This window comes from Hydrogenophaga sp., assembly GCF_041913525.1.
Taxonomy (GTDB): Bacteria; Pseudomonadota; Gammaproteobacteria; order Burkholderiales; family Burkholderiaceae_C; genus Hydrogenophaga.
Genome location: NZ_JAYSFD010000001.1, coordinates 361556 through 374949 on the forward strand (window position 1 = coordinate 361556; position 13394 = coordinate 374949).

The following is a 13394-nucleotide window of genomic DNA, read 5'->3' on the forward strand; positions in this document are numbered from 1 at the left end:
GGCGATGCGGTGCGTTGGCCTGGTGGGTTATGGCGAGGTGGGGCGCATTTTCGCCAGCGGCTTGTTGCAGGCCGGCGTGGCCGAGGTGCTGGCTTGGGACCTGCTGTTGGCCGACGCCCAGCGGCGTGAAGCCCCGCTGGCGCACGCGGCGCAAGCGGGTGTGCGCGCCACCGAGGGCGTGGCCGCGCTGTGCGCGGGCGGCCCAGGCCTGATCGTCTCGGCCGTGACGGCCTCCAACACCCTGGCGGTGGCCGAGGCCGTGGCGGCGCACATCGCACCCGGCACCTTCTTTCTGGACCTGAATTCCGCCTCGCCCGGCACCAAGCAACGCGCGGCGGCCCTGATCGACGCGGCCGGCGGCCATTACGTGGAAGCCGGCGTGATGACCTCGGTGCCGCCCTATGGCATTCGCGTGCCCATGCTGCTGGGTGGGCCGCACGCGGCGCGCCTGCTGCCGGTGTTACAGGCTTGGGGCATGGACGCCAAGGTGGCCAGTGAGCGCCTGGGCGTGGCCTCGGCCACCAAGATGTGCCGCAGCGTGATGATCAAGGGCCTGGAGGCCCTGGTGCTGGAGAGCTACGCCACCGCCCGCCACTACGGGGTGGAGGACGCCATGATCGCCACCCTGCAAGAGACCTTTCCCGGCATCGACTGGCAGACACAGGGCAGCTACTTCTTCAGCCGCGTGGCCCAGCACGGCAAGCGCCGCGCCGAGGAAATGCGCGAGGTGGCGCAGACCGTGCGCGAGGCCGGCTTTGAACCCTTCATGGCCAGCGCCATTGCGCAGAAGCACGACTGGATGGCCGCGCAGGCCCGCGCCGGGCACTTCGCCAATTTGCCGCCCCAGCCCCAGTGGGCCGACTACGCCGATCGGCTGCTGGCCGCGCGGCCCAAGCCCGACGGCGCGGCCTGAGCCGGCGGCCCGTCAGTCGTCGGCGCCCACGGTGTCCAGCGTCTGGCGGATCAGCTCCAGCGTGCGCTGCTGGGTGAGCGTGGCCGGGCGCAGCGAGCTGGTGGCCAGGCTCACGCGGGTGTACAGCGGCGGCTCAATGGGCCGCAGCCGATAGGCCGAGGGGCGAATGGAGCGCGTCACCGCTTGCCGGGCCAGGATGGCCGCGCCGGCACCGTCGGCCACCAGTTCCAGAATGGCCGAGACACCGTCGATCTCCAGCGCCACGTTGGGCCGCAGCCCCTGGTTGGCCATCTCGGCCTCCACCTGCATGCGAATGGCGTTGGGGCGGCTGGGAATCACCAGCGGCAGCTTGGCCACCTCGCTTAGGGGCACGGGCGGTGGCGGCGGGTCTTCTGGCAGGCCGGGCGGGCGCGGTTGCACCAGCCACAGCAACTCGTCGCGCAGGGGGTGGATGTCGATCTCGGGGGCGGGCTGCGCGTTGTAGAGCACGGCGATGTCGAGCTGGCCCGTCATGAGCCAGTGCTGCATGGCGGTGGACAGGCCTTCGGTGATGGACAGGCTGGCCTCGGGCAGTTCGCGGCGAAACGCCCGGGTGAGCGGCACCGCCAGCACCTTGGCCAGGCTGGGCGGCAGGCCAATGGCCACCCGGCCGGCCAGCGCGCCGCGCACCCGGCCCAACTCTTCGCGCGCCCGCTCCACCTGGTGCAGGATGCCGCGCCCGTGTTCCAGCAGCAGCTTGCCGGCTTCGGTGGGCGTGGCGCCCCGGCCGTTGCGCACCAGCAGGTTCTGGCGCAGCTCCACCTCCAGCAGGCGCACCTGGCGCGAGAGGGCGGGCTGGGCCACGTTCAAGGCCACGGCGGCGCGGGTGAAGCTGCCCAGCTCGGCCACGCGAACGAAATATTCCAGTTGCTTCAGGTCCATGGCGCCAGGGAGGGGAAAAGGAGGAGGGCGAAAGGGTAGCGCATTGTTATGCCGAATTGTTCTAGCTGATAGCGGGGTCTGTCTCTTTTCGTCGGGCAGACCCCCCGCCACAATGCGCCGACTAAACCTAATGGGCTCGTATGACCGCTGCCAACGACACCTCGCCTGCGCCCCTGAAGGGCATTTCGTCCATGGCCACCCGCCTGGTGCTGGCCGATTTGGTGGAAGCCTTTGCCCAGCGCAGCGGTGACCGGGCCGAGATCGAGTCGGTGGGCGGCGTGGACGCGACCAAGCGCGTGCAGGCCGGCGAAGCCTTTGACGTGGTGATTCTGGCGTCCGACGCCATCGACAAGCTCATTGCCGGCGGCCACTTGCAGGCCGGCAGCCGGGTGGACCTGGTGCGCTCGGGCGTGGCCGCGGCTGTGCGCGCGGGTGCCCCGGTGCCCGACATGGCCAACGAAGACGCCCTGCGCCAGGCCGTGCTGGCCGCGCGCACGCTGAGCTATTCCACCGGCCCCAGCGGCGTGGCCCTGCAAAAGCTGTTCGAGCGCTGGGGCATTGCCGAGCAGATCGCCTCGCGCATCGTGCAGGCGCCCCCGGGCGTGCCGGTGGGTGCGCTGGTGGCGCGTGGCGAGGTGGAGCTGGGCTTTCAACAACTCAGCGAGTTGCTGCACGTGCAGGGCATCACCCTGGTGGGCCCGTTGCCGCCCGAGGTGCAGATCACGACCATTTTTTCCGCCGGTCTGCCGGTGGCCACGCCGCACGCCGCGCGGGTGCGCGACATGCTCAACTTCATGACCAGCGACGAGGCCGCCGAGGCCAAGCGCCGCCAGGGCATGGACCCGGCCTGAGCCTGCGGGCCGCTCTCCGATTCATTGTCTTTTCCGAAAACCCCCAAGAGGAGCCAACATGATCATCGACTGCCATGGCCACTACACCACGGCGCCCAAGGCGCTGGAGAACTGGCGCAACCAGCAGATCGCCGGCATCAAAGACCCGTCGGTCATGCCCAAAGTGTCTGACCTGAAGATCAGCGACGACGACATCCGCGAGACCATCGAGAACAACCAGCTCAAGCTCATGAAAGAGCGCGGCAGCGACCTGACCCTGTTCTCGCCGCGCGCCAGCTTCATGGCCCACCACATCGGCGACTTCAACGTGTCGAGCACCTGGGCGGCCATCTGCAACGAGCTGTGCTTCCGCGTCAGCGAGCTGTTCCCCGAGCACTTCGTGCCCGTGGCCATGCTGCCGCAAAGCCCCGGCGTGGACCCGGCCACCTGCATCCCCGAGCTGGAGAAGTGCGTCAAGGAATACGGCGCGGTGGGCATCAACCTGAACCCCGATCCCTCGGGCGGCCACTGGACCAGCCCCCCGCTGACCGACAAGCACTGGTACCCCATCTACGAAAAGATGGTGGAGTACGACCTGCCGGCCATGATCCACGTGAGCACCAGCTGCAACGCCTGCTTCCACACCACCGGCGCGCACTACCTCAACGCCGACACCACGGCCTTCATGCAGCTCATCCAGGGCGACCTGTTCAAGGACTTCCCCACCCTGAAGTTCCTGATCCCCCACGGCGGCGGCGCCGTGCCCTACCACTGGGGCCGTTTCCGTGGCCTGGCGCAGGAACTCAAGCGCCCGCTGCTGACCGATCACGTGCTCAACAACGTGTACTTCGACACCTGCGTGTACCACCAGCCCGGCATTGACCTGCTCAACACCGTGATCCCGGTGAAGAACGTGCTGTTCGCCAGCGAAATGATCGGCGCGGTGCGCGGCATCGACCCGACCACCGGCCACTACTACGACGACACCAAGCGCTACATCGAGGCCTCCAAGATCCTGTCGGCCGACGACAAGCACGCCATCTACGAAGGCAACACGCGCCGCGTGTTCTCGCGCCTGGACGCGCGCCTCAAGGCCAAGGGCCTGTAACCCCCATTCGAAGGAATCACCATGTACGAACTCGGTGTCGTTTACCGCAACATCCAGCGCGCCGACCGCGCTGCCGCCGACGGCCTGGCCGCGTTGGGCTCTGCCACCGTTCACGAGGCCATGGGCCGCGTGGGCCTGCTCAAGCCCTACATGCGCCCCATCTTCCCGGGCGCCCAGGTCAGCGGCACGGCCGTGACCGTGCTGCTGCACCCCGGTGACAACTGGATGATGCACGTGGTGGCCGAGCAGATTCAGCCCGGCGACATCGTGGTGGCCGCCATCACCGCCGAGTGCACCGATGGCTACTTCGGCGACCTGCTGGCCACCAGCTTCCAGGCCCGCGGTGCCCGCGCCCTCGTCATCGACGCTGGCGTGCGCGACGTGAAGACCCTGAAGGAAATGAACTTTCCGGTCTGGAGCAAGGCCATCAGCAGCAAGGGCACCATCAAGGCCACGCTGGGTTCGGTGAACATCCCCGTGGTGTGCGCCGGCATGCTGGTCACCCCGGGTGACGTGATCGTGGCCGACGACGACGGCGTGGTCTGCGTGCCCGCCGCCCGCGCCGTGGAAACCCTGGCCGCCGCCCAGAAGCGCGAGAGCTTCGAAGGCGAGAAGCGCGACAAGCTGGCCAGCGGCGTGCTGGGCCTGGACATGTACAAGATGCGCGAACCCCTGGCCGCCGCCGGCCTGCGCTACATCGACTGAGAGCCTCCCATGAGCAAACCCACTTCTGGTGACTTCACCAAAACCGCCGGCTGGCTGGACTGGTACACCGGCCCCAGCAAGCCCCGCTTCCAGTTGCCCGCCGGCGCGGTGGACGCGCACTGCCACGTGTTTGGCCCCGGTGCCGAGTTCCCCTACGCCCCCGAGCGCAAGTACACCCCCTGCGACGCCAGCAAGCACGAGCTGTTCGCCCTGCGCGACCACCTGGGCTTCGCACGCAACGTGATCGTGCAGGCCACCTGCCACGGCGCCGACAACCGCGCCATGGTCGATGCCTGTGTTGCCAGCGGCGGCAAAGCACGCGGCGTAGCCACCGTGCGCCGCAGCGTGACCGACCAGGAAATCCAGGCCATGCACGACGCCGGTGTGCGCGGCGTGCGCTTCAACTTCGTCAAGCGCCTGGTGGACTTCACGCCCAAGGACGAGCTGATGGAGATCGCCGGGCGCATCGCCAAGCTGGGCTGGCACGTGGTGATCTACTTCGAGGCGGTTGACCTGCCCGAGCTGTGGGACTTCTTCACCAGCCTGCCCACCACCGTGGTGGTGGACCACATGGGCCGCCCCGACGTGTCGCTGCCGGTGGACGGCCCGCAGTTCGCGCTGTTCGAGAAGTTCATGCGCGAGCACCCCAATGTGTGGAGCAAGGTGAGCTGCCCCGAGCGCCTGAGCGTGACTGGCCCCAAGGCCCTGAACGGCGAGCAGAACGCCTACACCGACGTGATTCCCTTCGCCCGCCGCATCGTGGAGCAGTTCCCCGACCGCGTGCTGTGGGGCACCGACTGGCCGCACCCCAACCTGAAGGACCACATGCCCGACGACGGCCTGCTGGTGGACTTCATCCCGCACATCGCGCCCACGGCCGAGCTGCAGCGCAAGCTGCTGGTGGACAACCCGATGAAGCTCTATTGGCCCGAGGAGGTCTGAGATGGCACTTGATAAACCCTACCAAGACGTGCCCGGCACCATCATTTTTGATGCCGAGCAAAGTCGCAAAGGCTACTGGCTCAACCAGTTCTGCATGAGCCTGATGAAGGCCGAGAACCGCGAGCGCTTCAAGGCCGACGAGCGGGCCTACCTCGACGAGTGGCCGATGACCGAAGAGCAGAAGCAGGCCGTGCTGGCGCGCGACCTGAACTGGTGCATGCGCACCGGCGGCAACATCTACTTCCTGGCCAAGATCGGCGCTACCGATGGCAAGAGCTTCCAGCAAATGGCGGGCTCCATGACCGGCATGACCGAAGACGAGTACCGCGCCATGATGCTCGCCGGCGGCCGCAGCGCCGAAGGCAACCGCTACATCGGCGAGGACGGCGACGCCCAAGCCCACCGCCAGCCCCAAGGCGCTGCCGGCAAGAAAGGAGCCTGACCATGGCCAAGATCACCGCATCCGTTTACACCTCGCACGTGCCCGCCATTGGCGCGGCCATTGACCTGGGCAAGACCCAGGAGCCGTACTGGCAACCGCTGTTCCAGGGCTACGAGTTCTCCAAGCAGTGGATGAAGGACAACAAGCCCGACGTGATTTTCCTGGTCTACAACGACCACGCCACCGCGTTCAGCCTGGACTTCATCCCCACCTTCGCCATCGGCACCGCCGCCGAGTACCAACCGGCCGACGAGGGCTGGGGCCCGCGCCCGGTGCCCAAGGTGATCGGTCACCCCGAACTCGCCTCGCACATCGCGCAAAGCGTGATTCAGCAAGACTTTGACCTGACCATCGTCAACAAGATGGACGTGGACCACGGCCTGACCGTGCCGCTGTCGCTGATGTGCGGCCAGCCCGAAGCCTGGCCTTGCCCGGTGATTCCGTTCGCGGTGAACGTGGTGCAGTACCCCGTGCCCAGCGGCCGCCGCTGCTACCAGCTCGGCCAGGCCATCCGCAAGGCCGTGGAGAGCTTTGACGAAGACATCAACGTGCACATCTGGGGCACCGGCGGCATGAGCCACCAGCTTCAGGGCGCGCGCGCCGGCCTGATCAACCGCGAGTGGGACAACGCCTGGCTCGACAAGATGATCGACGACCCGGTGGCCTGCGCCGACACGCCGCACATCGACTACGTGCGCGAAGCCGGCAGTGAAGGCATTGAGCTGGTGATGTGGCTCATCGCCCGTGGCGCCATGGCCGACGCGGCCGGCGGCCCCAAGCCCAAGGTGGCCCACCGCTTCTACCATGTGCCCGCCAGCAACACGGCTGTCGGCCACGTGATCCTCGAAAACCAATAAACCTGGAGCGGGCCAGCGATGGCCCGATCCTTCAACGGAGAAAAAACATGACCATCAAAGTCGCACTCGCCGGCGCCGGCGCCTTCGGCGTCAAGCACCTGGACGGCATCAAGAACATCGACGGCGTGGAAGTCGTCTCGCTGATCGGCCGCCGCCTCGACCAGACCAAGGAAGTGGCCGACAAGTACGGCATCGGCCACGTCACCACCGACCTGAACGAAGCCCTGGCCCGCCCCGACGTGGACGCCGTCATCCTGTGCACCCCCACCCAGATGCACGCCGAGCAGACCCTGGCCTGCCTGAAGGCCGGCAAGCACGTGCAGGTGGAAATTCCCCTGGCCGACAGCCTCAAGGGCGCCGAAGAAGTGGTGGCCCTGCAAAAGCAGACCGGCCTGGTGGCCATGTGCGGCCACACCCGCCGCTTCAACCCCAGCCACCAGTACGTCAACAACAAGATCAAGGCCGGCGAGTTCAACATCCAGCAAATGGATGTGCAGACCTATTTCTTCCGCCGCACCAACACCAACGCACTGGGCCAGGCCCGCAGCTGGACCGACCACCTGCTGTGGCACCACGCCGCCCACACCGTTGACCTGTTCGCCTACCAGTGCGGCAGCCCCATCGTGAAGGCCAACGCCATCCAGGGCCCGATCCATCCCGTGCTGGGCATCGCCATGGACATGAGCATCCAGCTCAAGGCCGCCAACGGCGCCATCTGCACGCTGAGCCTGTCGTTCAACAACGATGGCCCGCTGGGCACCTTCTTCCGCTACATCGGCGACACCGCCACCTACATCGCCCGTTACGACGACCTGTTCACCGGCAAGGAAGAGAAGATCGACGTGTCCAACGTGGCCGTGTCCATGAACGGCATCGAGCTGCAAGACCGCGAGTTCTTCGCCGCCATCAAGGAAGGCCGCGAGCCCAATTCCAGCGTGGCCAGCGTGTTCGCCTGCTACCAGGTGCTGCACCAGCTCGAGCAACAACTCAACGCTTGATGAGGCCCACCCCTGCGGCGCTGCGCGCCATCCCCTCAAGGGGACGACGCCAGCGGCCCGGCAAAGCCGGTTCCGCGGCGTCCCTGGCGCAACTCCCATCATTCGCTTCTTAGCGCCCACGGCTCCATCCATCCGGCTGGGGCCGTTTTTCGTTTCAGGAGACAACCCCCATGCAACAACGCCAACTCGGTCCTTTCAGCGTCAGCGCCATCGGCCTGGGCTGCATGAACATCTGCCACGCCTACGGCCCACCGCTGCCCGATGACCAGGCCGAGCGCCTGCTGCTGGCCGCGCTGGACGACGGCGTCACCCACTTCGACACCGCCGCCCTCTACGGCTTTGGCGCCAGTGAGCGCACCGTGGGCCGCGTGCTCTCGCGCCACCGCAGCCGCTTCACCCTGGCCAGCAAGTGCGGCATGCAGGGCGTGGACGTGAAAGGCGATGGCCAGCTCGTGCGCGTGATCGACGGCCGCCCCGAGACCCTGCGCGCCACCTGCGAGGCCGCGCTGCAGCGCCTGCAGACCGACGTGATCGACCTCTACTACCTGCACCGCTGGGACAAGCAAGTGCCTGTGGAAGAGAGCGTGGGCGCCCTGGCCGACCTGGTGCGCGCCGGCAAGATCCGCAGCATCGGCCTGAGCGAGGTGTCCGCCACCACGCTGCGCAAGGCCCACGCGGTGCACCCCATCGCGGCCGTGCAGACCGAGTACTCGCTGTGGACCCGCAACCCCGAGATCGCCGTGCTTGACGCGTGTCGCGAACTCGGCGTGAGCTTCGTGGCCTTCAGCCCCGTGGCGCGCGGCTTCCTGTGCGGTGAGCTGAACCCCGCCAGCTTCGACGCCAAAGACATCCGCCGCGCCATGCCCCGCTTCAGCGCCGAGCACATGGCCGCCAACCGCCAGTGGCTGCCCAGCTACCTTGCCATCGCGGCCGAGGTGGGCTGCACCCCGGCCCAACTGGCCATTGCCTGGCTGCTGCACAAAGGCCCGGACATCCTGCCCATCCCAGGCACCGCCAACATCGAGCACCTGCACGAGAACAACGCCGCCGCCAGCGTGCAACTCAGCGCCGACGTGATGGCCCGCCTGGAAGCCCTCGTCAACCCCGCCACCGTCAGCGGCAACCGCTACAACGAGCAGGCGAACAGGGAGGTGGACACGGAGGTGTTCTGAGGGGGCAACGGCCGGCTGTTTGCCGGCTGGTACCGGCTTACCCAGGACGACAGCTTCAGTTCGCCCAGTACAGCCGCCGCCGTGGTGCTGGGCCGTGGTGCGAATGGACGCATCGAGTGGAAGGACGCTCAGGGGCTAACGCTGAAGGAATTGCAGGGGGCAGAGGTCGGTTTGTGATTCGCGAACGGCGGATGTCTTTTTGTTTGCAATATGCATATTGCATATTTTCGAATCGATTGCTTGAAAAACGAATTGCTACGTGGCATATTCCATATGCATATTGCGTATGGAGTCTCGGGTGAGCAGTTCTGGAATCAAATCGCGCTTGAGCCACGCCCAGTGGACGCTGAAGCCGCAAGACTTGGCGGTGGCCTTCAAGTTGGTCTGCCTTAAAGGCCAGAAGTTGCCTTACGCAGCCTTGGCTCAAGCCTTGAACCTTTCGCCTTTCGAGGCGCATGCCTGCATGACCAGGCTGTCAGCGTCACGGCTGTTGACGGAGGTGGATGGCGTGCCGAGCCTGGTCATGCCCGCGTTCCGGCCACTTGTACTGCAGGGGGCGGCGTACTTTTTTCCGCCGGTACGAGGGGAGGTCACGGTGGGCTTTCCCACGGCGCAGGGAGTCGAGCCGCTCAGGTCAAAGGTGATGTTCGCGGACGAGTTGCCGCCCGTGTGGCCGCACGCCGAGGGCACGACGCGCGGGACCACGCTGCTGCCGCTGTACCCCAAGCTGCCCTTGGCCGCGCAGAAGGACCCGGCGTTCTACGAGCTGCTGGCGCTGTTTGATGCACTGCGCATCGGGCAGGCACGTGAGCGTGAGCTGGTGCGCGGCATGCTGGAGGCGCGGCTGGTATGAGCAACCCGAACTTGGCCATCCTGGATCTGGTGGCCACTGCCTTGGGCCCGGTGTGCGATGACGTGGTGTTTGTGGGCGGCTGCGCAACCGGTCTCTTGCTCACCCAGGTGCGCCCAGAGCGCATTCGCATCACGGAAGACGTGGACATCATTGCGCAGGCGCTCACGGCCCGCGACTACCACGCCATTGAGGACAAGGTGCGTGCACGCGGCTTCAGCAACGACATGCGTCCTGGGGCGCCTATCTGCCGCTGGGTGTATGGCACCGTCACGGTGGACGTGATGCCCACCGTGCAGGACATCCTGGGTTTTGCCAACCGCTGGTATCCGCTGGCAGTGGAAACCGCCACGCCGGTGGCGCTGGCGTCGGGGTTGAGCATTCGTCTCATCAGTGCCCCAGTGTTTGTCGCCACCAAGCTGGAAGCCTTCAGGGACCGAGGCCGCCATGCCGATGGACAACCCGATTACCTCGGCAGTCACGACCTGGAGGACATCATCACCGTGGTGGACCGACGCCCGGAGCTGCTGGATGAATGCGCCTCAGCGCCGCAAGAACTGCGGGCGTACCTGTCCGAGGCGTTCAACCACTTGCTGGCCGATGCAGACTTCAACACCTCGTTGGCCGGGCATTTGCCGGGCGATGCGTCCAGCCAGGGGCGCTTGCAAAAGCTCCGCGACGCCATGCGCACGCTCGCGAACCTGAGGTCATGAGGGCCGACATCCGCAGTCGGACACTTGCGCAACGAAGGTGATGCGCGGCAGATGCCCGGTTGAACTGTCGCCCCCGCCACCTCACTTCAACAGTCCACCCAGATCGAACCCCGCATCCCCCGCCTGCTCGGGCGTGGGCGATACGCCCGCGTCCAGCAGCTTGCGGGCCTGCAGGTGGTCTTTGGCGGCGTTGACGCTGTCCACCGCCAGCAGGCGCTGGCCCTGGAAGTGGTAGACGCTGAAGCTGCCGCTGGCCATGTCGCCGCGCACGGCCCAGGTGTCGGCGCCTATGGAGAGGCCGGCCATTTGCAGCTTCTTGTCGTACTGGTCGCTCCAGAACCAGGGCGTGGCGGTGAAGGGGCGGTCTTGGCCGAGCAGGGCGGCGGCTGCGCTTTTGCCTTGTTCGGTGGCGTTCTGCACCGATTCCAGCCGCAGCAGGCTGCCGTCGGCCAGGCGGCGAGCGGTGCAGTCGCCAGCAGCGACGATTGACCGGTCGCTGGTGCGGCCGCAGCCGTCCACCACGATGCCCCGGTCGCACTCCAGCCCGGCCTCGCGGGCGAGCTGGTCGTTGGCGCTGACGCCAATGCCCACCACCACCAGGCCAGCCGGCAGCACGGTGCCATCGGCCAGCTTCACGCCGGTCACGCCACTGGCGTCGGCCTCGATGGCCGCCACCTGGGCACCCAGCATCAGTTGCACGCCGTGGCCGCGGTGCAGCTCGGCGTACCAGTCGGACAGCACCGGCGCCAGCACGCGGCCCAGCAGGCGCGGTGCGGCTTCCAGCACGGTGACCGTGGCGCCTTTCTTGCGCGCCGTCGCCGCCACTTCCAGGCCAATGAAGCCACCCCCGATCACGACGATGGGCAGGCCCTTTTCCAGGCAGGTGCCCATGCGCTCGGCGATGGCGCTGGCGTCGGCGCGCGAGCGCAGGGGCAGCACGCCGGGCGCGTTGGCGCCGGGCAAGGGCAGGGCGCGTGGCGTGGCGCCGGTGGCCAGCACCAGGCCGCTGTAGGGCAGCGTGCTGCCGTCGGCCAGCGCCACGCACTTCGCGGCCCGGTCGATGCGCTGCACCGTCACGCCGGTGCGCAGCTCAATGTTCTTGCGCGCCAGCATCTCGGGTGCGCGCATCACCAGTTGCGCGGCGTCCATCTCGCCGGCCAGCCAGGCCTTGGACAGCGGCGGGCGGTGGTAAGGGCCGTGTGGCTCATCGCCCAGCAGGGTGATGGGGCCTTCAAACCCGCCAGCGCGCAGCGCCTCGGCGGTCTGCACGCCGGCCTGGCCGGCGCCCACGATGACGATGCCCGGCGCTTGGCTCATGTTCGTCACTCCTGGCACTCGGGCAGGTGCACCACGCCGCCTTCCAGCGCGGCACTGGCCTTGATCTGGCAGGCCAGGCGGCTGTTGGGCCGGCGCACGGCCACCACGTTGTCCAGCATGTCCAGCTCGTTTTGCGAGGGGGCGGGCAGCACGCGGGCCAGCAGGTCGTCCACGTAGCAATGGCAGGTGGCGCAGGCGCACGAGCCGCCGCACTCGCCGATGATGCCGTCCACGCCGTTGGCGGTGGCGCCTTGCATCAGGCTCCAGCCATCGGGCAGGTTCAGGGTGGTGGCTTGGCCGCTGGCCTCGACAAAGGTGATGTTCGCCATGGTGGGGGTCTCCGGTTTATTGCGCTTTGAGCTGCAGCACCAAGGGGCTGCGGAAGGTGGAAGAGGGCATCCAGGCCAGTTGATCGGCCACGCGCTTGTACTCGGGCACCACTTGGTGGAACTCTTCAAAGGCGATCTTCACCGCCAGGCGGGCGATGGCCGTGCCCAGGCAGGCATGCACGCCGCCGCCGAAGCCGAGGTGGCCGCGCGGTTTGCGGGTGATGTCGTACACGTCGGGGTTGGGGTACTGGCGCTCGTCGCGGTTGCCCGATCCATAGGCCAGGCACACGAAGTCGCCTTCTTTCATGGTCTGGCCGTGCAGGGTCACGTCCTTCATGAGGCGGCGGCGGAAGCGCTGGGCCGAGGTGTTGAAGCGCAGGCTTTCTTCAATGGCGTCGGGCAGCAGGGCCGGGTTGGCCACCACGGCGCGGCGGGCCTCATCAAAGGTGGCGAGGTTGTAGGCGAACATCATCATGAAGCCGCCCAGGCTTTCCACGCCGGCCATGATCAGCGTGGTGGTGGTCAGCAGCACCTCGCGGTCGTCCAGGCGGTCGCCGTCGATCTCGGCCAGCGCGAAGTGGCTGATGAGGTCGTTCTTGGGCTCTGCGCGGCGCATGGCGATCACCTTGCTGGCGTAGTCCTGCATCCAGTTGTAGGCCGCAATGTGCTCAGGGCCCTTGGCGCGGGTGCGGGCGTCGCTCTGCACCATCAGCACGGCGTTGTCGCGCACCTCTTGCTCGGGCACCAGGGCGTCATCGCCCATGGGCAGTCCCAGAGCGGCCATCAGCACCTTCACGGTGAACTGCGAAGACACGTCCTTGAAGTCGAACTCGTTGATGCCCTTGAGCTGGCCGAACACGTCCTTGGCCACGGCGCGGATGGGTTCTTCGAGCGCCAGCAGGTTGCGCTTCATGAACGCGTGCTGAATCAGGCCACGCAGGCGGTCGTGCTTCGGTGGGTCAGAGCTGCCCAGGGTGGCGCCGGCGCGCCCGGGCAGTTCGGTCATCAGGTTGCCACTGGCGCTGGAGAAGGTTTGCCAGTCTTGTCCGGCGCTCACGATGTCGCTGTAGCGCGAGAGCACCCACATCTGCGCCTCCTCGCTCCAGAAGCAGGGGAATTCGTCGCGCAGGCGCTGGTAGTAGGGGAAGGGGTCGGCGTCGATGGCCGGCGAGTAAGGGTCGAAGTGGAAGCTGCCGAGGCTCACGGGTGTCTCCAGATGGGTGAATCGTGGAGCTCGACTCTAGGGCGCGGTCGGGTGAAAGCCACTGCACTTACCAGGGATAATTCTGGTACTTTT

Annotated in this window: 16 protein-coding genes; 12 read left to right on the top strand and 4 right to left on the bottom strand. The window is 67.1% G+C overall.

Going from position 1 to position 13394, the window contains the following annotated elements; all coding sequences use genetic code 11:
- Positions 1-4 precede the first annotated feature (4 nt).
- Positions 5-913: a DUF1932 domain-containing protein gene (locus tag ACE3RQ_RS01770; protein WP_374519301.1), complete on the top strand. Its 909-nt coding sequence runs from the start codon at positions 5-7 to the stop codon at positions 911-913.
- A 12-nt stretch (positions 914-925) separates the two neighbouring features.
- On the opposite strand, the gene ACE3RQ_RS01775 is transcribed toward ACE3RQ_RS01770, so the two are convergent.
- Complete coding sequence (locus ACE3RQ_RS01775) at positions 926-1834, bottom strand: LysR substrate-binding domain-containing protein (RefSeq protein WP_374519303.1); 909 nt, start codon at positions 1832-1834, stop codon at positions 926-928.
- Positions 1835-1974: 140 nt separating this feature from the next.
- Here ACE3RQ_RS01775 and ACE3RQ_RS01780 point away from each other — a divergent pair, with 140 nt between their 5' ends.
- From ACE3RQ_RS01780 to ACE3RQ_RS01830, 11 genes are all read left to right on the top strand, one after another.
- Positions 1975-2685 carry a substrate-binding domain-containing protein gene (locus tag ACE3RQ_RS01780; RefSeq protein WP_374519305.1) on the top strand — a complete coding sequence of 237 codons (711 nt, stop codon included), beginning with the start codon at positions 1975-1977 and terminating at the stop codon, positions 2683-2685.
- Between the two features lie 58 nt (positions 2686-2743).
- Positions 2744-3772, top strand: a complete 1029-nt coding sequence (locus ACE3RQ_RS01785; RefSeq protein ID WP_374519307.1) for an amidohydrolase family protein — start codon at positions 2744-2746, stop codon at positions 3770-3772.
- A 21-nt stretch (positions 3773-3793) separates the two neighbouring features.
- On the top strand, positions 3794-4477 hold the full coding sequence (gene ligK / locus ACE3RQ_RS01790; protein ID WP_374519309.1) for a 4-carboxy-4-hydroxy-2-oxoadipate aldolase/oxaloacetate decarboxylase: 684 nt from the start codon (positions 3794-3796) through the stop codon (positions 4475-4477).
- A gap of 9 nt (positions 4478-4486) precedes the next feature.
- On the top strand, positions 4487-5419 hold the full coding sequence (locus tag ACE3RQ_RS01795) for an amidohydrolase family protein (protein ID WP_374519311.1): 933 nt from the start codon (positions 4487-4489) through the stop codon (positions 5417-5419).
- Between the two features lies 1 nt (position 5420).
- Positions 5421-5861, top strand: a complete 441-nt coding sequence (ligA, locus tag ACE3RQ_RS01800; RefSeq protein WP_374519313.1) for a protocatechuate 4,5-dioxygenase subunit alpha — start codon at positions 5421-5423, stop codon at positions 5859-5861.
- Positions 5862-5863: 2 nt separating this feature from the next.
- On the top strand, positions 5864-6718 hold the full coding sequence (locus ACE3RQ_RS01805) for a class III extradiol dioxygenase subunit beta (RefSeq protein WP_374519315.1): 855 nt from the start codon (positions 5864-5866) through the stop codon (positions 6716-6718).
- A gap of 47 nt (positions 6719-6765) precedes the next feature.
- Positions 6766-7716: a Gfo/Idh/MocA family oxidoreductase gene (locus tag ACE3RQ_RS01810; protein ID WP_374519316.1), complete on the top strand. Its 951-nt coding sequence runs from the start codon at positions 6766-6768 to the stop codon at positions 7714-7716.
- Positions 7717-7886: 170 nt separating this feature from the next.
- On the top strand, positions 7887-8888 hold the full coding sequence (locus tag ACE3RQ_RS01815) for an aldo/keto reductase (RefSeq protein ID WP_374519318.1): 1002 nt from the start codon (positions 7887-7889) through the stop codon (positions 8886-8888).
- 15 nt (positions 8889-8903) lie between these two features.
- On the top strand, positions 8904-9065 hold the full coding sequence (locus tag ACE3RQ_RS01820) for a DUF4357 domain-containing protein (protein WP_374519683.1): 162 nt from the start codon (positions 8904-8906) through the stop codon (positions 9063-9065).
- 148 nt (positions 9066-9213) lie between these two features.
- Positions 9214-9741, top strand: a complete 528-nt coding sequence (locus ACE3RQ_RS01825) for a hypothetical protein (RefSeq protein ID WP_374519320.1) — start codon at positions 9214-9216, stop codon at positions 9739-9741.
- Positions 9738-10451 carry a hypothetical protein gene (locus tag ACE3RQ_RS01830; protein ID WP_374519322.1) on the top strand — a complete coding sequence of 238 codons (714 nt, stop codon included), beginning with the start codon at positions 9738-9740 and terminating at the stop codon, positions 10449-10451. The genes ACE3RQ_RS01825 and ACE3RQ_RS01830 overlap by 4 nt, the downstream gene beginning before the upstream one ends.
- An 81-nt stretch (positions 10452-10532) precedes the next feature.
- Here ACE3RQ_RS01830 and ACE3RQ_RS01835 read toward each other — a convergent pair whose 3' ends face one another.
- From ACE3RQ_RS01835 to ACE3RQ_RS01845, 3 genes are read right to left on the bottom strand one after another with little or no spacing between them, the layout of a single operon-like run.
- The gene (locus ACE3RQ_RS01835) at positions 10533-11768 is read right to left on the bottom strand and encodes an NAD(P)/FAD-dependent oxidoreductase (RefSeq protein ID WP_374519323.1); all 1236 of its coding nucleotides are present in this window, start codon (positions 11766-11768) and stop codon (positions 10533-10535) included.
- 5 nt (positions 11769-11773) lie between these two features.
- Positions 11774-12097, bottom strand: coding sequence for a 2Fe-2S iron-sulfur cluster-binding protein (locus tag ACE3RQ_RS01840; protein ID WP_374519325.1), 324 nt, complete (start codon positions 12095-12097; stop codon positions 11774-11776).
- Positions 12098-12113: 16 nt separating this feature from the next.
- Positions 12114-13301 (bottom strand): cytochrome P450, encoded by a 1188-nt coding sequence (locus ACE3RQ_RS01845; protein ID WP_374519327.1) that lies wholly within the window; start codon positions 13299-13301, stop codon positions 12114-12116.
- Positions 13302-13394: the final 93 nt, after the last annotated feature.

What these genes read in the sequence shown, in the direction of transcription:
- ACE3RQ_RS01780 (WP_374519305.1), top strand. Translation starts at nt 1,975, where the DNA reads ATGACCGCTGCCAACGACACCTCGCCTGCGCCCCTGAAGGGCATTTCG.
- ACE3RQ_RS01835 (WP_374519323.1), bottom strand. Translation starts at nt 11,768, where the DNA reads ATGAGCCAAGCGCCGGGCATCGTCATCGTGGGCGCCGGCCAGGCCGGC.
- ACE3RQ_RS01815 (WP_374519318.1), top strand. Translation starts at nt 7,887, where the DNA reads ATGCAACAACGCCAACTCGGTCCTTTCAGCGTCAGCGCCATCGGCCTG.
- ACE3RQ_RS01785 (WP_374519307.1), top strand. Translation starts at nt 2,744, where the DNA reads ATGATCATCGACTGCCATGGCCACTACACCACGGCGCCCAAGGCGCTG.
- ACE3RQ_RS01770 (WP_374519301.1), top strand. Translation starts at nt 5, where the DNA reads ATGCGGTGCGTTGGCCTGGTGGGTTATGGCGAGGTGGGGCGCATTTTC.
- ACE3RQ_RS01840 (WP_374519325.1), bottom strand. Translation starts at nt 12,097, where the DNA reads ATGGCGAACATCACCTTTGTCGAGGCCAGCGGCCAAGCCACCACCCTG.
- ACE3RQ_RS01810 (WP_374519316.1), top strand. Translation starts at nt 6,766, where the DNA reads ATGACCATCAAAGTCGCACTCGCCGGCGCCGGCGCCTTCGGCGTCAAG.
- ACE3RQ_RS01795 (WP_374519311.1), top strand. Translation starts at nt 4,487, where the DNA reads ATGAGCAAACCCACTTCTGGTGACTTCACCAAAACCGCCGGCTGGCTG.
- ACE3RQ_RS01775 (WP_374519303.1), bottom strand. Translation starts at nt 1,834, where the DNA reads ATGGACCTGAAGCAACTGGAATATTTCGTTCGCGTGGCCGAGCTGGGC.
- ligA (WP_374519313.1), top strand. Translation starts at nt 5,421, where the DNA reads ATGGCACTTGATAAACCCTACCAAGACGTGCCCGGCACCATCATTTTT.
- ACE3RQ_RS01830 (WP_374519322.1), top strand. Translation starts at nt 9,738, where the DNA reads ATGAGCAACCCGAACTTGGCCATCCTGGATCTGGTGGCCACTGCCTTG.
- ligK (WP_374519309.1), top strand. Translation starts at nt 3,794, where the DNA reads ATGTACGAACTCGGTGTCGTTTACCGCAACATCCAGCGCGCCGACCGC.
- ACE3RQ_RS01805 (WP_374519315.1), top strand. Translation starts at nt 5,864, where the DNA reads ATGGCCAAGATCACCGCATCCGTTTACACCTCGCACGTGCCCGCCATT.